This is a genomic window from Prevotella sp. P6B1 (genome assembly GCF_000702825.1).
In the GTDB taxonomy this organism is placed as follows: Bacteria; Bacteroidota; Bacteroidia; order Bacteroidales; family Bacteroidaceae; genus Prevotella.
On the sequence record NZ_JNKF01000012.1, the window covers coordinates 40896 to 61447 of the forward strand.

22 protein-coding genes and 1 pseudogene are annotated in these 20552 nt (G+C 42.5%); 4 read left to right on the forward strand and 19 right to left on the reverse strand.

Going from position 1 to position 20552, the window contains the following annotated elements; genetic code table 11:
* Positions 1–11: 11 nt before the first annotated feature.
* From T495_RS0107080 to T495_RS16350, 11 genes and pseudogenes are all read right to left on the reverse strand, one after another.
* Positions 12–806: a glycosyltransferase family 2 protein gene (locus T495_RS0107080; RefSeq protein WP_051651908.1), complete on the reverse strand. Its 795-nt coding sequence runs from the start codon at positions 804–806 to the stop codon at positions 12–14.
* A complete protein-coding gene (locus tag T495_RS15175) occupies positions 803–1834 on the reverse strand; it encodes a hypothetical protein (protein ID WP_155993506.1) in 1032 nt (343 codons plus the stop codon). The genes T495_RS0107080 and T495_RS15175 overlap by 4 nt, the downstream gene beginning before the upstream one ends.
* Before the next feature lie 367 nt (positions 1835–2201).
* Positions 2202–2492, reverse strand: a complete 291-nt coding sequence (locus T495_RS0107090; protein ID WP_155993508.1) for a hypothetical protein — start codon at positions 2490–2492, stop codon at positions 2202–2204.
* Between the two features lie 209 nt (positions 2493–2701).
* On the reverse strand, positions 2702–2878 hold the full coding sequence (locus T495_RS16045; protein WP_197020358.1) for a hypothetical protein: 177 nt from the start codon (positions 2876–2878) through the stop codon (positions 2702–2704).
* 42 nt (positions 2879–2920) lie between these two features.
* The gene (locus T495_RS16290) at positions 2921–3043 is read right to left on the reverse strand and encodes a hypothetical protein (RefSeq protein WP_255347595.1); all 123 of its coding nucleotides are present in this window, start codon (positions 3041–3043) and stop codon (positions 2921–2923) included.
* A 564-nt stretch (positions 3044–3607) separates the two neighbouring features.
* Positions 3608–4573 carry an NAD(P)-dependent oxidoreductase gene (locus tag T495_RS0107105; protein WP_033148157.1) on the reverse strand — a complete coding sequence of 322 codons (966 nt, stop codon included), beginning with the start codon at positions 4571–4573 and terminating at the stop codon, positions 3608–3610.
* A gap of 27 nt (positions 4574–4600) precedes the next feature.
* Positions 4601–5338: a CatB-related O-acetyltransferase gene (locus tag T495_RS0107110; RefSeq protein ID WP_033148158.1), complete on the reverse strand. Its 738-nt coding sequence runs from the start codon at positions 5336–5338 to the stop codon at positions 4601–4603.
* Positions 5339–5357: 19 nt separating this feature from the next.
* Positions 5358–6068 carry an RraA family protein gene (locus T495_RS0107115; RefSeq protein WP_033148159.1) on the reverse strand — a complete coding sequence of 237 codons (711 nt, stop codon included), beginning with the start codon at positions 6066–6068 and terminating at the stop codon, positions 5358–5360.
* A gap of 6 nt (positions 6069–6074) precedes the next feature.
* Entirely contained in the window at positions 6075–7280 is a 1206-nt protein-coding gene (locus T495_RS0107120) for an ATP-grasp domain-containing protein (RefSeq protein ID WP_033148160.1), read from the reverse strand.
* Positions 7281–7284: 4 nt separating this feature from the next.
* Positions 7285–8394 carry a DegT/DnrJ/EryC1/StrS aminotransferase family protein gene (locus tag T495_RS0107125; protein ID WP_033148161.1) on the reverse strand — a complete coding sequence of 370 codons (1110 nt, stop codon included), beginning with the start codon at positions 8392–8394 and terminating at the stop codon, positions 7285–7287.
* 109 nt (positions 8395–8503) lie between these two features.
* Positions 8504–8653: pseudogene (locus tag T495_RS16350) on the reverse strand (sugar phosphate nucleotidyltransferase); the annotation flags it as partial.
* Between the two features lie 214 nt (positions 8654–8867).
* Here T495_RS16350 and T495_RS0107135 point away from each other — a divergent pair.
* Positions 8868–9833 (forward strand): IS110 family transposase, encoded by a 966-nt coding sequence (locus tag T495_RS0107135; protein ID WP_033148162.1) that lies wholly within the window; start codon positions 8868–8870, stop codon positions 9831–9833.
* A 148-nt stretch (positions 9834–9981) separates the two neighbouring features.
* On the opposite strand, the gene T495_RS0107140 is transcribed toward T495_RS0107135, so the two are convergent.
* The 3 genes from T495_RS0107140 to T495_RS0107160 all read right to left on the reverse strand — a co-directional run bounded on the left by T495_RS0107140 (position 9982) and on the right by T495_RS0107160 (position 14053).
* A complete protein-coding gene (locus T495_RS0107140) occupies positions 9982–11526 on the reverse strand; it encodes a hypothetical protein (RefSeq protein ID WP_033148163.1) in 1545 nt (514 codons plus the stop codon).
* 257 nt (positions 11527–11783) lie between these two features.
* The gene (gmd, locus tag T495_RS0107145; protein ID WP_051651912.1) at positions 11784–12887 is read right to left on the reverse strand and encodes a GDP-mannose 4,6-dehydratase; all 1104 of its coding nucleotides are present in this window, start codon (positions 12885–12887) and stop codon (positions 11784–11786) included.
* A 611-nt stretch (positions 12888–13498) separates the two neighbouring features.
* Complete coding sequence (locus T495_RS0107160; protein WP_028902263.1) at positions 13499–14053, reverse strand: hypothetical protein; 555 nt, start codon at positions 14051–14053, stop codon at positions 13499–13501.
* Positions 14054–14231: 178 nt separating this feature from the next.
* On the opposite strand from T495_RS0107160, the gene T495_RS0107165 reads away from it, so the two are divergent.
* Genes T495_RS0107165 through T495_RS0107170 form a run of 3 tightly spaced genes read left to right on the forward strand, consistent with a single transcriptional unit; the run spans position 14232 to position 15426 of the window.
* Entirely contained in the window at positions 14232–14852 is a 621-nt protein-coding gene (locus tag T495_RS0107165) for a hypothetical protein (RefSeq protein WP_155993510.1), read from the forward strand.
* A gap of 35 nt (positions 14853–14887) precedes the next feature.
* Complete coding sequence (locus T495_RS15855; RefSeq protein WP_155949983.1) at positions 14888–14995, forward strand: smalltalk protein; 108 nt, start codon at positions 14888–14890, stop codon at positions 14993–14995.
* Positions 14992–15426 (forward strand): N-acetylmuramoyl-L-alanine amidase, encoded by a 435-nt coding sequence (locus T495_RS0107170; RefSeq protein WP_028902261.1) that lies wholly within the window; start codon positions 14992–14994, stop codon positions 15424–15426. The genes T495_RS15855 and T495_RS0107170 overlap by 4 nt, the downstream gene beginning before the upstream one ends.
* A 132-nt stretch (positions 15427–15558) precedes the next feature.
* Here the strand turns inward: T495_RS0107170 and T495_RS0107175 are convergent, their stop codons facing one another.
* The 5 genes from T495_RS0107175 to T495_RS0107200 all read right to left on the reverse strand — a co-directional run bounded on the left by T495_RS0107175 (position 15559) and on the right by T495_RS0107200 (position 20552).
* Positions 15559–15795, reverse strand: coding sequence for a hypothetical protein (locus tag T495_RS0107175; RefSeq protein ID WP_033148165.1), 237 nt, complete (start codon positions 15793–15795; stop codon positions 15559–15561).
* 327 nt (positions 15796–16122) lie between these two features.
* On the reverse strand, positions 16123–16671 hold the full coding sequence (gene rfbC / locus T495_RS0107185) for a dTDP-4-dehydrorhamnose 3,5-epimerase (protein WP_033148167.1): 549 nt from the start codon (positions 16669–16671) through the stop codon (positions 16123–16125).
* Positions 16672–16681: 10 nt separating this feature from the next.
* Positions 16682–18643, reverse strand: a complete 1962-nt coding sequence (locus T495_RS0107190; protein ID WP_033148168.1) for a nucleoside-diphosphate sugar epimerase/dehydratase — start codon at positions 18641–18643, stop codon at positions 16682–16684.
* Between the two features lie 2 nt (positions 18644–18645).
* Entirely contained in the window at positions 18646–19896 is a 1251-nt protein-coding gene (locus tag T495_RS0107195; protein WP_033148169.1) for a DegT/DnrJ/EryC1/StrS aminotransferase family protein, read from the reverse strand.
* Between the two features lie 2 nt (positions 19897–19898).
* On the reverse strand, positions 19899–20552 hold the full coding sequence (locus T495_RS0107200) for a sugar transferase (RefSeq protein ID WP_033148170.1): 654 nt from the start codon (positions 20550–20552) through the stop codon (positions 19899–19901).

Genomic DNA, 20552 nt, shown 5'->3' on the forward strand with positions numbered 1-20552 from the left:
ACTATTATTAATTACATTTTTATATTATGACTTTGTAGCCAGCAGAAAAATCTTATAACATGATGTATGATTTTATTATATCTATCCGAAAGGAACTGTCTATCAATGAAATCTTTGTAAATCTGGGTATGTTTTTCTTTTAGCATACGTTTCGAAAAGATACTTGCACTATATCTTCTTCCCTCTTCTTTAATTAGATTTTTATTTCTTGAAGATATACCATCAGTATAGAAAACTGACAATGGCAAACTAATATGTTGATACGTCGCATCGTTTCTTATTAAAGCCTCATAGAAAAAAATCCAGTCCGATATAAGTTTAAAATCCTCACGATAACCATATTGTCTTATCACAGAGGCTTTTATCAGCGTAGAAGGATGAGGAATAGCACTTCTACTAATAAATGCAGGGGTTATTTCATCTGGTGGTGAATCATATCCATAAACCTCATCATCATCTCTTATAACATCACAAGATACAATATCTTCAGTTGGGGCTTGTTGAATCACTTTCTCAAGAGAATCTGGTTTAAAAAGTCTGTCACCTGAGTTCAAGAAAAGACAATACTCTCCGTGAGCCTGAGCGACGCCTTTATTCATGGCATTATAAATACCTTTATCTGACTCACTTACCCAGTATGCAATTTTTTCTTCCAAGGATTTTATTACATCTACAGAATTATCTGTAGAAGCACCATCAATAACAATGTGTTCAATGTCTTGATAAGTCTGTTCCTGAACACTTTTGATGGTACGCTCAAGTCCATCTCCATTATTAAAGTTGATTGTAACGATTGATATTTTCATCTCAATATCCGATGTTTAAATTCGCGTAGGCGTGTTAAAATATAGAATTTACATATCATAGAATAAGTCCCAATTTTTGAAATGGTTTTTGCATAATCAATCATTTCCTTTTTGGCATCATCTGGCACATTATGCTTAACAAAATTACTACATAATATAGTCAAAACGAAATGGTCAGAATCTGCTTTGTATGCTTCTCCAAAAACTTTGTATATCTCATGATTATGAACAGCTGTTTTTAACGCCTTTTTATAAGTGTTGAACACTGAAAGAGTAACACCACCATCATTACGTCTATAAACACTCATCATATCAGACATACCTCTGACTTTACCTTCATGAGCACATGACAGAAAAAGGGTAATATCACCATAGCAAAAATTCTTATTCTCACGAGTCTCTTTAAAAATCTGTGAATTGTGTATACTCGCCCTATACACCACAGAGGCCGTTGCAACAATCCATTTTCTAAAAAGTTCAACACCATCGTAATCTCTATTTTCTATTATTGCAAATGGGCGATCTGGAAAAGAACCGTTTTCAGAATGCTCAATTGCCTGATGAAAACACATAGAATAATCGTCATGATTTTCTAACCAATCAACCTGTTTTTGTAATTTTTGGGGATCTGTCCAATAATCATCACCTTCACATAATGCAGTGTATTTTGCTTTTTCAGTCCATCTTTCAAAGTACTCTTCTTTTCTTTTTTTAAATTCTGGCACTCGCCAATGATTGTATTTCAAAAAATAGACAGCAAAGTAACAGTTTATGTTGGACTTGTGTCGTATGAATAACATAACATAGTCATCAGTCTCTTCTGTTAAACCATCTATGCAGAAGTTCTCATACACAAACTTTTTCACTACTTCTTGCTCACCATCTGTACTGGCATCATCAATAATACAATGAATCACAGGAAATGTCGTCTCCTGATTGGAAAAGCCACTCAGTGTGTCCTCTATGTATGGCGCATGGTTGAAGGTTAAACATCTTGTGCATACCTTATATTCATATTTCGTATCCATATTTATCTCCTTATCTTTTTAATTAATGGTCTTATCATTTCTTTCATTGTATATTCATTTAACTTGGAAATCTCACATATTTAAAAAAACAAAAGACTCAACAAGAATTTGGATTGAAAGAATAATCCAGTAACTTATTGATAAATTAGTAAGTAGCCAATTCTGACGTATAGCACCAAAAGGACCCCCTTTTAGGGTACCTACGTTAAATATTGGCAAAATTTATTGATTTTTAATTGACTATTATATGCCGATGGTCATTGGAAGCAGGAGATTCTGTTGCGGCACTTGCCGGAGTGCCGTCATGATCTTCACATTCCTCGTCACGGGTCGGAGCTTCATTCTTTTTAGATTCCGGATGTATCTTCTAACTGGTAGAGGCAAAGCGATTCTTCCTACTCAGGCGGATTGTGGAGGTCAGATCCGTAATGGATTGCTGCAGCTCCTGATTCTTCTGGAGTAAGCTCTGCATCTCATAACTGTGTTGTTCAACCATACGATCTATTTTATCAAGTAGGTTAAAGACACGTTTGTCGGCCTCCCTGCGTGCTGCGCTCTCCTCTTCGAAACGCTTCTCTGACACTTCACGGGCACGTTTCTCCTCGTCCAAACGGTCCTGGAGAAACTCTATATACCATATCATTTCGTCGCGTTCCATTGAAAGGTATGCTTTTTGAGGGGGCTCAGGGCTATTCTCCCGAGTCTCCAAGTGGCGAAAATGCTCCATTCTGGACTGTAAATCCTCTAATTCCATACCTTTCTATTTCTCCACAAAGCTACAAAATAAATGTAAGATTTCCAACCATTTTTTGCTTATTTATCTGATATACAGATATTTATGCTAAATATTATTAATCGGGCGGAGAGCTATCTCAGCCGCAGTTTCTTTATCACGGGACTTTCCAATACTGCTACCAAATCCTTCCAGTCCATGCGATCACTCATCTGCCCGCTTTCGTCTCTATACTCGAGAAGCATGAATTTATAGCCATTGGTGAAGACTTTTTCGTGGATATAATAGGCATGGTTCTCAAAGTGGACCATCTTTACTTTCCTGCGGTCTCTGGACATGAATACTAACACATCTCAGTTATAGGGGTCATGATGCGTCATCTGCTTGACTATCTCTAGTAAACGGCAGTAGCCACAGCGCATATCTGTCACACCTGGAATATAGTAGAAACGCATCAAGCCGGATATCGTCAGCATAGGCCCTCCAGTTTCTCTACGAATCGATGAAGACTCTCGTAGTTTAGGTTCTTCCGCTTGATAAAGACGCCATTGCTCATACAGATGGTTACTGCTATGCGAACCGGACCTTGGGAGGGTGCCTGTTCTGCTGAGCCATTTTCTTTGCTTTCCAGAACCGGAGCACCATCTACTTGGATTGGGTGTATTCGTTTGTGTGTATCCCTGTACCATTTATTGAACTCGTTTACCGGGACGCCTTGTTTAAGGCAGAACTCTTCAATGGAGAGGTTGTAAGGTAATCCTTCGCTCTGGTATAAAAACCAGCATTTTTCAAAGTCTTTGCTACTGAACATGATCTTATATTTAAAATGTCAGTGCAAAGGTATGTCATCTCACTTTTTCAGGTAATACGTCAAAATTGGCTGCTTACAGTCGAGCCAGTATTATACTTACGACAAAGGAAGCACCAACCTAAGTGACATTCTCTAAACCACCCCAGATTGTTCCATTCACCGTCTTTTCTTTCAAATTCTGTTCGGGCATTATAATTTTCTTTTGAACTACTATTAATTTACTTACTATTTAAAATCTGTTGAGTTTCCTTTCTTTTTTCATATCCTTTAACATATCCAAATATGAATACGATGGCTTATACCTTAAATCTGCTATAGCATTATCTATTGACATGATATATTGAGGCGCTGATGGCTGATCTGGACGCATAACAATATGGGAATAATCCCCATCTCCAAATATATCTATCATACCTTTAATCTGATTAATTAACGAAGTACCGATTCCTGTTCCAACATTGTAATGTCCATATTCCTTATCAGCGAAGCAAGCCTTATATAACATTTGGCAGAAATCTTTAACATAGACCATATCTTTTACACGTGAAGAATCTCCCCAAACTTCTATTTCCTCACCATTTATTGCTTTATCAATTAGAATACGCCAGGCTCTTTTTTTAAGAACACCATCGACATAATAGGAATCATTTGATGACCAAGAGTAAACTGTAGGAAGTCGGAAAATGAATGCTTTTAGGTTGTGTATAGCATGATAGCACTTGATTAATTCAACCGCGGTGTTCTTCGAAACAACATAAACAGAATGATCTGTGTCATAGCGGAATTCGGGGCTCATATCTGGAGTTAAAACTAACTCCTTTTCAGCCTTGTCTTTAATATCGCCAAAACTTTGTGTGAAAAGGATTCTATCAACTTGATTCTTCACACAATACTCAAGGATATTGAAAACTCCTACTATGTTAGTATTAATATATTGCTCAGGGTCGTATCCATTCATTCGGGCAGGCATCGCTCCAGCAAGAAGAACAACAGAATAAACATCCTTCGGAAGTTTCTCCACATCCTCTTTTTTTGTTATGTCTGCAAGAATATAGTCTATTTTAGATTCAACGAAATCACAATGATGACGTCCGACTCCAATTAATTGAACATCTTCAGGGTTTTGCTCGTAAAAATAATCTACAAAGTACTTTCCTGTGCCTCCATTAGCTCCTAATAGTAATATTTTCTTCATATAAAATGCTCCTTTCCTGTGGACATACTAAAATTTATTCTCTTCACATAGAAATTCTATCTTCTCCAATATTTCTTCATTTAAATGAGAATTACGGAAAAGGGACAAATTGTCATGAATCACATTAATGGGCAAATTCCACCACTGTGCTCTCTCTAGTCGTTCAATGATTTCATCACTGAAGCGCTTCTTAATAACCTTACCGGGGACGCCTACAACAACCGAATAAGGTTCTAAATCCCTTGTAATTACAGCACCTGCACCTATTACACAGCCATTACCTATATGTACATTTCTGCAAATTGAAACACCAGCTGCAATCCAAACATCATTTCCAATCACACAAGGTTCTTCGTATTCCTTTTCATGATAGAAATCCGAATATTTTTTATCCTCCGCAATGCCCCATGAAACGTTATGCCAAAAAGGATGAGTAGAGAGCATATGATAGTCATGATCATCCCCTCCAATTTTAAGATTCCACGACAAAGCACAGAATGAGCCAATCTTAGTTCCTTGAATTGTAGACATTCTACCTACACAAGTATATCTGCCAAGATCCAACCGCCAAATATCGCAATGTCTCTGAATAGAGCTCATCTCTCCTATTTCGCTCTCCCTTATTGTAGAAAAATCTCCTATTGTGGCTTTCTCATGCAGAGTAGTATCAGAAACTCTGCATTGGCCAAAAATCTTACTTGACTTAGGACCAGTAACATTATTGACAATAGAGCCCTGCCCTAAGAATCCTTCATAATTATCCATCGGTAATAATATTGGTTTATTACATATTTTTTTGGAACTCGTTCAATTTTTCAAGCCTGTTCTCATCAATCAGACCTCCCTCCAAATACTTCTTCAAGCAAACTGTGTCATAGGTACTCATCTTAAGTGTATCAACACAGTAAAACCAAATATCCTCCTGATACTCGATAAACTCCAGTTTAGTAATCAATTTCTCATCAATCTTATCCTTTGGAATCATCACAACACCAGAATCATCACATACCATGATTGCACCATCATACTTATCCTTCAACTCCTGAAGAAACTTGGGGTCTATATCAGGACCGTTCTGACGGTTTACACAACCAATAGGGCTGACATCTTGAAGCCAAATAGGATACTTTTCCTTAATCAGTGTGTGAGCATCACGCAACTTACCATTGATAACTATGGCTTTAGCACGCTTATAAAGCATGATGTACTTAGAAACCAAGTCTCCAAACACAGCACGGTCACAATTAACATTATAGACAAAGAGAATTTTGTCTTTGATGTCATCACACTCTGCAAGCTGTTTATGCACCTCATAGTTGCTATTGTTAATAGCATAAATCATTTTCACTTCACCAGCCTTGAACATCTGAGCATTCAAAGCATGGACACCTTCTATCTGACCTGTTTTTCCAAGCACATCACCAATCTCTGTGGATGAGATTTTGTTGGCCTCTATCAGGTCAAGAGCTTGTCTTTTAATAGCTTCTGTATCCATAATCGCTTAATATAAAATTTGGAAGTTCTTTTGTACGTTACTTATTACCTCTCTCAGTTTCTGCATGTTCTCAGAGCAAACAATGTAGAAGCCAATGCGAACAGAATCATTGAGGGCATCCTCAATAGTATCGCCAACCTTGAAGTTCAAACGATAGTGTTTAATATCAGGTTCGTTCTCAATATAATCTAGACCTTTTATTTCTCTCACCTTACCACCACCGCCTGGAGTTTCAAAGAACTTTAGAACAGCGGCACGCTCCTTATATTCGGGGCGCAGTGAGAAATCCTCATCATGGACATTTCCTGTTGCGCACTCAACTAAGTAACGATAGGTGTCATAACCTGTCATATACTGAGTTATGCAACTGGAAATCATATTACCACCACCGCGGGCTGCGATCTCTATGAGATAGAACTCGCCATCCTCAAACTTATACTCGGCATGAGTAAAGCCAAACTGAAGGTTGCTCTTCATCACGAAAGCATCGTTAGTAGCCCTCAGTTTATCGTAATCAAAATATGGATTATAGTGTGAGAACAAGAGTTCGTTGGCAATGCTCTCGTTATGGGCAAAGTGTTTCTTCTCGCTGATAGCCATCGTATAGTGTCCATGAGGTGTCTTTACACCATCAATGGTAAACTCAGTACCAACAATGAAGCGTTCCGCCAACACTGATTTCTCTACGCGCGAGAATGACATGGATTCATCAAAGTGTTTACGAATCTCCTCTTCGTTGCTACACTTAAACACGCCATGACTTGCATTACTATCAAGGGGTTTAATGATGATGGGCTTGTTGATTTCCTTTTGTAAAGCGATGGCATCATCAACGGTCTTACAGAACTTGTATTCCGGATATTTAAGCCCATGCTTTTTACTGAACTCACGCATCAGGAATTTATCCGTGAAGAGTGCAGCTGTTTCCTCATCCATCGCTGGGACATTAAAAGCCTTACCAAGTTCAGCTACCATGTTCATAGCTATGTCACACTCATCAGACATAACAGCATCAATATGCTGCTCTATACCGAAAGCAACAACCTTGTCCTTATCAAAGATGTCGCTTATGAGCGTCATATCTGCCTTTTTCATTCCAGGAGCTTCTGGGTCAGGATTAACTACTAACGCCTGATGTCCCATTTCCTGTATCTTCTCAATCAGCGGCACCTGCCACTGTGTTCCAGGGAACACTAATATCTTCTTGCTCATTTTTTTATCTTACAACTAATTCAAGAACTCTGTTGATATCTTCCTCACTCAGTTCATGATGCATTGGAAGACAGATTACCTCATTTGCAATCTTTGTTGCAATTGGAAGGTTTTCTGGTGTAGCACTTGGCAATCCACGATAGGTGCTAAAATCGCTAATAAGAGGATAGAAATAACGACGTCCCAATACTTTTTTTTCTTTCATCTCAAAATAAAGTTCATCTCGGGTCTTGCCGTACTCCTCCGCATTGATAAAGATGGGGAAATAGCTATAGTTATGACGGACACCAAGCATATCTTCAAAGAAAGAGATACCTGGAACATTTTTCAATGCCTCACGATATTTCTGTGCGACCTTTTGTCTTGCTGCAATGGCAGCGTCCACCTGCTTCAAATTCAAAAGACCGTAAGCACTACGTACCTCATCGACTTTACTATTGATGCCAGGAGCAACGACCTCTGTCTCACCAGCAAAGCCGAAGTTCTTAAGATAGTCAATACGTTGCTTTGTTTTCTCATCATGACATACCAAGGCGCCACCTTCAAGGGTGTTATAAACCTTCGTGGCATGGAAACTCAAGGTTGACATATCGCCTGCATTAAGTACACTTTCACCATTCACCTCTACACCAAAGGCATGAGCAGCGTCATAGATAACCTTAAGACCATACTTGTCAGCTATCTCCTGAATCTGCTTCATCTTCACGGGTTTGCCGTAGCAATGAACAGGCATGATAGCGGTAGTCTTAGGGGTAATAGCAGCCTCAATCTTGTCAGGATCTATGCCGCAAGTTTCTTCCTCAATATCCACAAAGACAGGTTTGCACCCGTTCCACCAAATACTATGAGTTGTAGCTACAAAGCTATATGGTGTGGTAATGACCTCGCCTGTTATACGAAGTGCCTGAAGGGCTGTAAGCAGAGGCAATGTTCCGTTTGTGAAAAGACTGATATAAGGTACTTTCAGATATTCTGCCAATGCCTTCTCCAGTTGCTTATGGAACTGGCCATTATTAGTCACCCATTTACTTGCCCAAATCTCTTTGAGCATCTCATTGAACTCGTCAAGGTTTGGCAACAACGGCGAGGTAACGGTAATTTGTTTCTCTGACATATTTCTATTCTTTTATTTCTGACATTTCAGGATGAGTGAATGTATTAGAATTAATTTCTTCTTTCATCTCATCTATGACCTTAAGTAGATACTGGCCATATTGGTTCTTTAACATGGCTCTAATCCCAGCCAGCATCAGTGCACTGATGGGATAATACACCATCGGCTTATCATATATAGGAAGCAACTGCTTGCTTACACCCTTGGTTATAGGGTAGAGGCGAGTGCCGGAACCTCCGGCGAGTACTATTCCTTTCATTGTATATTCAATATTAATTATTATATTTGCACTCGTTAACAACATCAAGGATGTGGAATAAGGCCGTCCTTTCATTCGTCATAAGACAGTAAAATATGTTCCGCCCCCACTCCTTAACATCCGAATCCGGACAGTTCACTGGGCATTGACCCCGCATTTGCAATGATGGCTCCAAGATGTTTCGATGTTGCATATTATTTAAAATGTTATTGTTATGACTTACATTGGTATTGACGTCAGCAAGGACTCTTTCGTCGTCGCTTACTCTCCAGACAAGAACAGCAAGACGAAGACATTCAAGAACACCACTAAGGGGATTCATGAGTTCATCAGGACTATCTCCAAGGAGGAGCACCATTGCGTCATGGAAGCGACAGGAAATTACAGTGCTCTGCTTGTCTATCTGCTTTCAGAGGCAGGTATAACGACAAGTTTGGAGAATCCGCTCAAAGTGAAGAACTTTGCTCGTGCAATGCTATCTACCGTCAAAACGGATGAGATAGATGCCCGTCTGATTGCTCTCTATGGAGAGAAAATGCAACCTGCGCCATACAAGCTCCGCAGTGATGCCATTCTCACCTTAAAGCAGAAGCGTACAGTCATCCGCCAGCTCAAGAAACAACTCATTGCCACAAGGAACCTCAAAGGCTCCATGGAGGTGCTGCCGTTCTTTGATGCCAAGTGCAAGAAGTCTATTGACAAGACCATTGCTTTCCTTGAGAAGCAGATCAAAGACCTAGAAGAAGATCTTACATCTCTTGCCAAATCTGAATACAAGAAGCAGATGGATTTACTCACCTCTGTAAAAGGCATAGGTATAACGCTTGCAGCTGCACTCATCATGGCCACTGGCGGCTTCACTTACTTTGATAATGCCAAGCAACTCACCCGTCATTTGGGATTGTCGCCGACTTATCAGCAGTCCGGTACTTCAGTCAATTTCAAAGGTCACATCAACCGCAACGGGGACTCTTCTTTAAGGAGTCAGCTCTATGTGGCAGCATTCGCATCTCTGAGATGCAACACTGAATGCAGAGCCTGTTATGACCGTTTGCGGTCTAATGGCAAGCCTGGAAAAGTCGCTGTCATAGCTGTGGCTAACAAACTCATCCGTCAGGCTTTTGCCATTGTCACTCAGGAGAAACCCTATGTTGATGGTTACATATCTTCAAAAAAGTAACTCCTGCATTTTTCCAAAGTGTATCAGGTTGGAAAATCTAATACCTGAAAACACCGAGGGGTGTGGGGGCGAGAAGCCCCCATGAGAGGGTACGAATCAGCACTAAGTGCTAATTATCGTTAACTATATTCATTTTCTTTATTACAGTTCATATATTTGTTGTATTTCTTTTTAAAAATCGTTTTATGTATTGTATCACAGCACCCCTTATATTTGCTGGCACCATTACCACAGAAGATATGCCTAGTAGTAAAGTAGAAAACAAAGTCGTATATACCAACCTTACAAAACTCTCTTCCATATTGCTCATGACGAACGTGACAATAAAAATAAGTGCCGCAAACGGAATTAAAAGATGGCCAGCAATGTTAAGAACGAATTTCGTTGCTGAAAACGAAGGCATATAATTCTTTAAGATATATGCAGGTGCGGCAATGCTTAACAAGCCTACTATAACTCCAATGTAATATGGCAGATTAGCATCCAGCCAACCTAATGCGTATGGAATATATGTTGCAGGGAGAATCAGTAAGTACATCGTTCCAAGGACAATGCCGACTGTCTTAACCTTTCCTGTTGCATGTATGCCTGTGATGACTATATACGTCATACTGGATAATATAGAAGCTATAAGCGATAACTGACAAAAAGATACTGCATGATCAGGAACTATTTTGAGCCACAATTCCAAAACATAATGCATTTCGCAAATAAGCGGAATTCCCACAAGTGAAAAAAGAAAGAAGTTCAGCACACATCCCAGCATGATGAGTCTTTCGGTCTCATCGTATTCCTCACGTGCATAACTTTTGATAATCTGTGGCCTAACCGCTGTTACAACAGTACCTGCAAATTGACCAACGGATGAAGAAACGGTCGCTGCCACTGTTGAAGCAGCATTAAGTGCAAGACCAAAGAAGGAGTTGATAATCATATTAACACCTTGTATTCTGGCTGTACTAGCAAGGTTTCCATACAGGTCCCACCCAGAAAATGTCAACATGGGTCTTAATATTTCTGGTTTCCAAACGAAATGGAAATGAGACTCTTCAAAATGTCTATGACAATATAATCGATAAACTATTCTTATGAAACTGGATACTATGAATACCAATAATCCATAGATAATCAATTTATCACCACTTAGGATTTGAAGCAGATATACGATAAGAAGTTTAAGAGAAACATTCAACAATTCCACATAAGCATATACATCCATCTTCTCATGTGCAATAATACACGCGTTATATGGTACCTGGGTAATAGTCAATAAAACAGATAGGACAGAGAACTGAAACACCCAATTAGCTGCAAAGAGTCGCTCTGGGGCGATAACCATCTTACAATTGATATACCATATACCAACAGTCTCACATAATACAAATACAACAGCTGCTATGATAATATGATTTATGAGAGCAGAAGAGAATGTGTCTGCAAGTCGCTGTTTATCACCCTTGCCTAACTCGTAGGTAATAAAGCGAGAGGTGGAGGCAGACATGGTTGAGTTCAAAAAACCCAACATGGATACTACACCACCCACAAGGCCATAAACTCCAAAATCATCAACGCCCAATGTGTTTAATACTACACGTGATGTATATAAACCCACCACGGTAGTAAGAAGCATTCGGATATATAATGCAATAGAGTTCTTGGCTAATCGTTTGTTATTTGAAGATGTATCTTGCATTTATCAGTGATTCTATTATTTATCTATAGTCCATCTAGACAATTCTTATTTGAGTAACTTGATAAGAGAAAAAAGATGTAAGTTAAATACTCCCCTTCAATTAACTGGGAAATCGGACTTAAATCCTTCCCTATTAGTAACAGGATAAATCTTCTTAGAAAGCTCACGTGCTTTCTGGAAGATTGCTAGCTCTTCAAAGTCCTTTACTGCGGCCATCTTAAATTTCTTAAATTTTTAAACCACTTAAACTCTGAAGCTTACTTTACGATTCCTTTCTCCAAGTATTCAGCTAAGTTGGTTCTAACCTTCGCTGCTGCACCTTCTGCGGCAACCTTGGCAATGTCGTGCTCGACCATAATCTTCACCAACTCCTCGAAGCTGGTCTTGTTAGGATTCCACTTCAATTTAGCTTTTGCCTTTGTGGGATCACCCCAGAGGTTCACCACGTCCGTAGGACGATAGAAATCTTCGCTAACTGCAACAACGGTCTTACCAATCAAGTTTTCTGGGCCTTTTACTACAATTCCCTTCTCGTTGATACCTTCGCCCTCGAACTTCAGTTCAATGCCTGCATGTTTGAACGCAAGTTCCGTGAATTCACGAACAGAGTGCTGAACGCCTGTAGCGATTACGAAGTCCTCTGGTTTGTCCTGCTGAAGAATGAGCCACATGCACTCTACATAGTCCTTGGCATAGCCCCAGTCGCGCAGGCTGTCCATATTGCCCAGGTAGAGGCAGTCCTGCAGGCCTTGGCTGATGCGGGCGGCAGCAAGGGTGATCTTGCGAGTGACGAAGGTCTCGCCACGGCGTTCACTCTCGTGGTTGAAGAGGATGCCTGAGCAGGCATACATATTATAGGCCTCACGATACTCCTTGACAATCCAGAAACCATACTGCTTGGCTACAGCGTATGGGCTATAGGGATGGAAAGGTGTATTCTCGTTCTGAGGGACCTCCTCCACCTTACCATACAGCTCCGATGTCGAAGCCTGATAGATACGGCAGGTCTCCGTCATACCAAGCTGACGAACTGCCTCCAGGATACGGAGCACACCTACAGCATCGACATCGGCGGTGAACTCAGGCGAATCAAAGCTCACCTGCACATGGCTCTGAGCTGCCAGATTATATATCTCATCAGGGCGTACCTTTCCAATCACGCCCAGCACACTCATAGAGTCGCCCAGGTCGGCATAGTGTAGATGGAAATGGGGTGTCCCCTCGAGGTGGGCGATGCGCTCACGGAAATCGACGGAGCTTCTACGAATCGTTCCATGAACATCATAACCTTTTTCCAACAAAAACTCGGCCAGGTAACTACCGTCCTGACCAGTAATACCAGTAATAAGTGCTGTTTTCATTATTTTCTCAATTAGATTGTAAAACGATATATTACTACCGTTTTATAAAAATCATCGTTCCTAATGGACAGAGCGTAATAATCCCTCTCCTAACGCTTAACTATAAAACTATGATTATCAGCGCATTAGGTCGGTTTAGACTAGTAATATCACAGAAATTGAACGAATGGTGTGAATCGATTCATCAATTTTCCGCTGCAAAAATAAACATAATATTTTAATCAACCAAATAAATCGGGGATTAATTTCCGATTCGTCCGCAGTTTTTAAGATAGCGCAATCTACCCTTCCCTTGATAGCGCGATGCCACCAAGAGAGGGCTGATTGCATGCCATAAGCAAAGATACTACAGCTGACTTTCATCGTCGGAATCATCCCCGGACGATTCATGACCATAATAGGTGGTGTTGACAGTCACCGCATTGGGATTGAAACTATCAACTTTATCTACAATTATTGTTACAAAATTGACATTGATAAAGTTCAATGGAACAACAATGATGACGTGCGTCACGGGGCGCCTCGGACGAAGCTTTTTCGTGAGCTTTTTCAGTATGCCTAAATTACACATATTTTCTGTTGAATTAATTCGATTTATAAAACGAGCACGCTCATTTCATCGTTTGAGTTAATTCACGGTTTTCAAGCACCCTATTCAGGCGGGATACGATACCCTCCTCGGGAAGCCTCGCCAACTCGGCCCGAACCGAATGCTCTATAGTGCCTTCGAGAAGCATTGAAAAATGTGACGGAATGTAAGCATCGCGATCGCCAAAGAAACCCCGACGACCTAAATAGCAGATGATATTCGCCACAAAGTTACGATTAAAATTGGTGCCTTGCTGCTTGCCTGGGTTATAGACACGCTCGGCAATCACATCGACACGGAGCAGCTCGTCCCACAACGTCATATAGCTGCTCTTATACGCATCGGCAAGAAGACTGCGCAATCGGCTCACATAGTTCAGGATGTCCTGACGAATGGTCGCAATATCGACAGTGGCAGCCGGATCGGCGGCATCCGAAGCCTTCCTGGTCGTTGCGCGCGTACCATTATAATAGTTGTTTACAACTGTAGCTGCGGGGTTAAAGTTCTCCACATGCTGAATGTTAATCTCCTGGTAGGTGTTACCCGTTCCGGGATCTCCTTTAATGTTGATGTCCATAGTTTTTTAATTATTCTATAAGTTATTGATTATCAGTCCATATTTAGAAAGAAAGTTGGCAGCTGGTTTCTTTCTTGCTTTCAGCACTTCGAAAGGCTACCTTTGCAACGTCAATCTCAAGGCACAACGTCGTGTCGTAGAGAAAATACCAAGTCTCCTATTGACAAGGAGCAACAAGATGGCACTAAAAGTGCAAATGTACAAAATCCACAATCATCTGACTGGTGAGGATCTGGTCATTCCCCGTCTGGTGAATCAGCAGACGCTCGATTTCAACGGGCTCTGTGACTATCTGGCCGACGGCGCCACAGTGACTGCTGCCGATGTAGCTGCAGTGATGAAACTGATCGAGCTGCGCCTGCCTCTGCTGTTAGGTCTGAACGTCAAGGTGATATGCTCACCTGAGGGACTGACCTTCCGTCCGAGCGTGTCAGGTTCCATCAGCCAGAAACAGCTGAGAGAGAAGCTGCAGGCACGACAGGCTGCCGATCCGACTCTCAACATCGACGTGAACCGCGAACTCTCGGTATCCGACCTCACCATCAGCGACCTCACAGCTGATATCGGTATCGAACTGCCCAAGATGTGGATCGATCGATTCAAGACGAAAGCCGAGTTCAAGCGCGTGAGCAAGACCTCTAACGAAGAGTCATCGGAACCTGATCCAGATGCTCCCAGCACCGATGGAGGCGGTAACTCTGGCGGCACCAGCGGCGGCAGCAACACCAGCGGCACCAACGGTGGCAATACCGGCGGTGAAGGGGGCGAGCCCAACCCTGACGGCAGCACCGAAGACTAATGCATCGATGTTTCACCCGACAAAGATAATACATTATGAGCAAAACTCAAAAGAAAATCTGGAAATTTTTAATTCAGACGTTCATTAGCGTGCTCACAGCACTCGCCGCAGCACTTGGAACCGTATCATGTGTAAGCGTATGAGAACCATCACACTCATCATCATCCACTGCTCTGCTGTCCATCCCGGACAGCGGAGCTCTGTAGCCGACATCAACAAGTGGCACAAGGAGCGGAAGACCAAGGATGGCAGGCCCTGGAAGGGTATCGGCTACCATTATGTGGTAAGGCGCGACGGCACTATCGAAACAGGACGCCCCATCGAAAAGGTCGGTGCCCACTGCGTAGGTCACAACAGCCATAGTATCGGTGTATGCTACGAAGGCGGTCTCAATGAAAAAGGGGAAGAAGTCGACACACGGACGCCCGAGCAGAAAATAGCATTAGAGCAACTGCTGGAACGTCTCCACGCCCAATTCCCGAAAGCTCTCATCGTAGGTCATCACGATCTGAACCCCGACAAGAAATGCCCATGCTTTGACGCTGTAAAGGCCTATGCCCATCTACAGCCATAGCTCTCTCTCCCCGCTCATCTTAGAGCAATAAAAAAGCCCGCCGCCCTCAGCTTCGAGGACGGCGGGATAATTTTATATCACCTCATTAATGTGCCTTAATATGTCAAAATTGACCATTTAACGCATAATGGCCTACTTGAACAGTTTACGAGCATCATGACGGACCTTACCAGAATGAAGGTCATCAAAAGCTCGTGTCAGACTTTCCTTGACCATCTGCTGTTGCGCCTGAGTCTGATGCAGCTTATGCTCCTCAAGTATACGCTTGGCCAAAGCCTGACGTACTTTCTTCGACTGACTCTGATAGAGTGTCCAAAGTGCATCGAGGGTACTTATCTCTGTTGACTGTGACTTTATCGTTGTAATCATATTATGTAAGAAGATTAGTTATCATTTTATTGTTATAAACCGATGCAAAGATACAACTTTTTTGAATAAAAAAGAATTCTTTACCATATTTTTTTTGCTCTCTCTCGCTCAGAAGGCGTAGCGCACTTCGACGGTGGTGCCCGAGGAGCCTACGGCTACTGGGCTGTCGGCGCCGAAGAGTTTGTCGCTGAGCCACCAGGTGAGCTCGGCAGCGGCTCGCCACCATAAAGAAAAAAAATCGGATTAAAAGGAAAATCGCCCCATTGGTCGAAAAAAGAACCAATGAGGCGATTAACCTTTGGGGGGGTATGAGGGGGCGAAGCCCCATCAGAATGGCGAATCAAAATCCCTCAACACCTGATGCTTCGTATCTTTCTCCGAAAGAATCGCCTTATCAGTAGGGATACGCCAGTCAATCCCTAACGATTCATCCAGGATGCTGATGCCACCATCAGCCTCCGGATGATAAAACTCATCGCACTTATACTGAAACACCGCTGTTTCAGAAAGCACCGCAAACCCATGCGCAAAGCCCTTGGGGATAAAGAACTGCCGGTGGTTCTCCTCCGTCAGCTCCACCGCCACATGCTGTCCATAGGTGGGAGAACCCTTACGGATATCCACTGCCACATCGAGCACAGCCCCCTTCACGCAACGCACCAGTTTACTCTGCGTAAACGGTGGGCGCTGGAAATGCAATCCACGCATCACCCCATAACTCGACATCGACTCGTTGTCCTGTACAAACCTGACAGGCCCTACCTTCTCATCAAACTCCCGCTGTGAGAACGACTCAAAAAAATACCCACGCGCATCCTTGAATACTTTAGGCTCGATAATATATGCCCCTTCAATCTTTGTCTTAATTACATCCATTACAAAAAAATTAGTCGAGTTTCTCGTATATCGAATTGTTTGATTTGTATTCCGGTACGATTTCTTTCATTTTCCTTACCGTCTCCATGTCATCAAAACCTTTAGCAATGTCAACCAATTCATCGATATCTTTGCAAACCTGATCGTAGTCATATTCACGGACTTCGGCTATTCGAATCTTCTCGTGGAAAGTAGGTTTGGTGTTCTCTTGATCGTTAAGCACCTCCTCGTAGAGTTTCTCACCAGCACGAAGGCCTGTACAAACGATCTCCACACCCTTAGCGCGCGAGAGACTTATCATGCGCTTAGCCAAATCGTATATTCGCACCGGTTTACCCATGTCGAACACGAATATCTCGCCTCCGTTACCCTTAGTACCAGCCTCGAGCACCAACTTACAGGCCTCGGGTATCAACATAAAGTAGCGCACGATATTCTCATCGGTCACGGTGACAGGACCGCCCTCCATAATCTGCTTGCGGAACAGGGGTATCACACTGCCATTAGAGCCAAGCACATTTCCGAAACGGGTGGTCACGAACTGAGTCTTAGCGTAGTTGCGATCAAGTTTACGGAACTCCTGCAGGTGCTCCAGTTTGAGCTTGCGATCCAGGCTCTGCACATAAATCTCACAGATACGCTTTGAGCAGCCCATCACGTTAGTAGGATTCACAGCTTTATCAGTAGACACCATCACAAACTTCTTGACGCCATACTTCACACTCAGGTCGGCTATCACCTTTGTACCATAAATATTATTATTTACCGCTTCGCTTGGGTTGTTCTCCATCATCGGCACATGCTTGTATGCCGCAGCATGGAACACATAGTCGGGCTTAAAGCGGCTAAAAATATCCTCCATACGTGCCTGATTGCAAATGCTGGTAACGATGGTCTCCGCAGGAATATCCGGATAGTTCTTGGCCATCATCAAGCGGATATCATGTTCAGGCGTCTCTGCCTGGTCAATCAGCATCATAGCTGCAGGGCTGAACTTAGCCACCTGATTCACCATCTCTGAACCGATAGAGCCAGCACTACCAGTAATCAGAACACGCTTGCCCTTAAGCAACTCTTCGACAGATTTCAGGTCGACACGGATTTCAGTGCGCGGCAGCAATTCCTCTACACTCACCTCGCGCATCTGCAGGCCAGCAACATTGACATTCTCATCGACCTGACTGTCATCACTCATCTCAATGGCATTCTGCGACATCAGGATTTTTGCGCCTGCACCAATGATAACATCCTGCATCTCCTGATTCTCACGGAACTCCTTTACTCTGTATGGTGCCACCATCACTGCCTCGATATCCCTTTTACGGATAACATCCTGCAAATCATCACACACCGAATATACAGGCTCACCCAGAATCTCCTGATGTTTTGTCTTCTTCATATGGGTGATAAATCCCTTAACCACATATTTTCGTGGACGCTGATTTCGGATACTCTTAGCAAGTCCTACGCCACCCTGCATTGCACCATATATCATGATGCGCATGGCTCGCTTATCTGAGAAAGCCACTTCATAGAGTGTCTTCACGAATACACGAACACACCACATCATCAGTGTGGCCAACAGGTAGATCAGGAAAATACCCGCAAGTCGGAAGTGTATAAACCACTCTTCGGGCAGCTGATCATTAACAAAGTGAGCCAGTGTGACTATTCCCAGCGACACCAGGTTACCATACACCACTCGCATCAGGTCGACGAAACCCGCAAAACGCATAAAGCCCGAATATGTATGGAACAATATGAATCCGGGCGTACTTAGTAACGCCACGATAGCCATCGTATTAAACACACGCAATGTGTTATCGTAGAGTGCCTGCGTACTGTTAAACATCCAGTACGTAAGTGCTCCACTCACCATCACGATGGCACAGTCAATCAAGAATATGCACCAATAAGGCAGCGCATTCTTTGAGAAGTACCAGTTTAATATCTTATCGACAAAATTACTCATATTTATTGAATCGATTCTTTGATACAATCCACTATATAACGAACATCCTCATCGCTAACGTATGGACCTGTAGGCAAGCACAGACCTATCTTGAAGACATCCTCGCTAACCCCATTCACATAAGCAGGAGCGTCCTTATATACAGGCTGCTTGTGCATAGGTTTCCATACTGGACGTGCCTCAATACCTGCATCATTCAGAGCCATACGCATAGCCTCAACATTATTGTTGGGCTGACAATCAGTAACAGCGGTTGATGCTACATGTATCACACCTGCAGCACCTCCGATAGCACCACGTACAATAGTCTTATATGCATTCTCCTCACCCTTCACTTTCAAATCGGGATCCAGGGTAATGGTGCTCAACCAGAAGTTGGAATCATATTTTCCAGCAGGCTGCTTGTGTACAGTTACCCCCTTCACGTCCTTCAGCAGCTCTTCATACAGAGCCTGCACATGATGATGGTGAGCAATATGATCATTAGCCACTGTCATCTGACCGCGACCTATACCTGCACAGATGTTACTCATGCGATAGTTGTAGCCAATAGCATCATGCTGATAATAAGGATAGCTCTCACGAGCCTGAGTAGCCAGCCACATCACCTTGTCCCACTCCTTTTTGTCAGGACAGATCAGCGCGCCACCACCTGATGTGGTAATCATCTTATTACCATTAAAACTCAGAACGCCATACTCACCATATGTACCCAGCACCTTACCATCATAACGAGATCCGAATCCTTCAGCAGCATCCTCAATCACGGGAATATCATACTTATCAGCAATCTCCATGATACGATCTATCTGATAAGGCATTCCATACAGGGCTACAGGTACAATTGCCTTGGGTTTCTTACCCGTCTTTGCAATACGATCCTTGATGGCCTCTTCCATCAAATCCGGGTCCATATTCCAAGTATCACGCTCAGAGTCAACAAACACAGGCGTTGCCCCCAGGTAAGTTACTGGATGACTCGATGCACAGAACGTAAAGCTCTGCACAATCACCTCATCGCCAGGTCCGACACCACAAGCAATCAAGGCCAGATGTACTGCTGCAGTACCTGAACTTAAAGCTACGACCTTTTTATCTTTACCAACAAATGTAGCTAAGTCTTCCTCAAAAGCATTTACGTTGGGACCCAATGGCACCACCCAATTAGTATCGAAAGCTTCCTTAATGTACTTTTGTTCCAATCCCTCCTCACTCATATGAGCGAGACACAAATAGATTCTCTTATTTACCATAATTATATTATTTCATTATTATACTTCATGTGTTTACCCAATACCGTACAGACCAGTAGCTGCAAATCCTTAATAAAGGAGTAATGATGGTAATAATAACAGTTTAGTCGTACCTTATCCGGATAAATGACATTATCATTATACTCTTTGGCTATCTCCTGTGTTACTCGGGGGTCGCCCTCTGCCTGCTTCTGTGAAACATAATCAGCAATCATTTCGTCCTCCAATCGATATTTTAAAGTTGCCGGGCCCGTAATCCCTGGACGTAATTTCAATACGACGCGGGCATCACCTTCAAGTTTGTCCGCATACCCTGGAACATCCGGGCGAGGACCAACAAAACTCATATTGCCAATAAGCACATCCCACAAACCGGGTAATTCATCCAATTTGAAGTGACGAAGCTTGGCCCCAAGTGGGGTTATGCGGCTTTCTCCAGCAACACTTATTGTACTACCACCGTGATCCGGCGTCATAGTACGAAACTTATGGCATTTGAATAATCTACCATCTTTACCCACTCTTATCTGTACAAAGACAGCAGGACCACCTGGCATTTTTATTTTCACCAGTAACGCAACAATCAGCAATACCGGCCATAAAAACAATAGACCAATCAGTGACACCAGCCTGTCAAAAATAAATTTTATTATCAT

Coding starts and splice junctions, on each gene's coding strand:
- T495_RS0107175 (WP_033148165.1), bottom strand. CDS start 15,795: ATGATTACAACGATAAAGTCACAGTCAACAGAGATAAGTACCCTCGAT.
- T495_RS0107200 (WP_033148170.1), bottom strand. CDS start 20,552: ATGATAATAAAATTTATTTTTGACAGGCTGGTGTCACTGATTGGTCTA.
- T495_RS15175 (WP_155993506.1), bottom strand. CDS start 1,834: ATGGATACGAAATATGAATATAAGGTATGCACAAGATGTTTAACCTTC.
- T495_RS0107090 (WP_155993508.1), bottom strand. CDS start 2,492: ATGGAACGCGACGAAATGATATGGTATATAGAGTTTCTCCAGGACCGT.
- T495_RS0107160 (WP_028902263.1), bottom strand. CDS start 14,053: ATGGACATCAACATTAAAGGAGATCCCGGAACGGGTAACACCTACCAG.
- T495_RS0107120 (WP_033148160.1), bottom strand. CDS start 7,280: ATGAGCAAGAAGATATTAGTGTTCCCTGGAACACAGTGGCAGGTGCCG.
- T495_RS16290 (WP_255347595.1), bottom strand. CDS start 3,043: ATGCTGACGATATCCGGCTTGATGCGTTTCTACTATATTCCAGGTGTG.
- T495_RS16045 (WP_197020358.1), bottom strand. CDS start 2,878: ATGGTCCACTTTGAGAACCATGCCTATTATATCCACGAAAAAGTCTTC.
- T495_RS0107165 (WP_155993510.1), top strand. CDS start 14,232: ATGGCACTAAAAGTGCAAATGTACAAAATCCACAATCATCTGACTGGT.
- T495_RS0107110 (WP_033148158.1), bottom strand. CDS start 5,338: ATGGATAATTATGAAGGATTCTTAGGGCAGGGCTCTATTGTCAATAAT.
- T495_RS0107190 (WP_033148168.1), bottom strand. CDS start 18,643: ATGAGTAATTTTGTCGATAAGATATTAAACTGGTACTTCTCAAAGAAT.
- T495_RS0107125 (WP_033148161.1), bottom strand. CDS start 8,394: ATGTCAGAGAAACAAATTACCGTTACCTCGCCGTTGTTGCCAAACCTT.
- T495_RS0107195 (WP_033148169.1), bottom strand. CDS start 19,896: ATGGTAAATAAGAGAATCTATTTGTGTCTCGCTCATATGAGTGAGGAG.
- T495_RS0107140 (WP_033148163.1), bottom strand. CDS start 11,526: ATGCAAGATACATCTTCAAATAACAAACGATTAGCCAAGAACTCTATT.
- gmd (WP_051651912.1), bottom strand. CDS start 12,887: ATGAAAACAGCACTTATTACTGGTATTACTGGTCAGGACGGTAGTTAC.
- T495_RS0107135 (WP_033148162.1), top strand. CDS start 8,868: ATGACTTACATTGGTATTGACGTCAGCAAGGACTCTTTCGTCGTCGCT.
- rfbC (WP_033148167.1), bottom strand. CDS start 16,671: ATGGATGTAATTAAGACAAAGATTGAAGGGGCATATATTATCGAGCCT.
- T495_RS0107115 (WP_033148159.1), bottom strand. CDS start 6,068: ATGGATACAGAAGCTATTAAAAGACAAGCTCTTGACCTGATAGAGGCC.
- T495_RS0107170 (WP_028902261.1), top strand. CDS start 14,992: ATGAGAACCATCACACTCATCATCATCCACTGCTCTGCTGTCCATCCC.
- T495_RS0107105 (WP_033148157.1), bottom strand. CDS start 4,573: ATGAAGAAAATATTACTATTAGGAGCTAATGGAGGCACAGGAAAGTAC.
- T495_RS15855 (WP_155949983.1), top strand. CDS start 14,888: ATGAGCAAAACTCAAAAGAAAATCTGGAAATTTTTAATTCAGACGTTC.
- T495_RS0107080 (WP_051651908.1), bottom strand. CDS start 806: ATGAAAATATCAATCGTTACAATCAACTTTAATAATGGAGATGGACTT.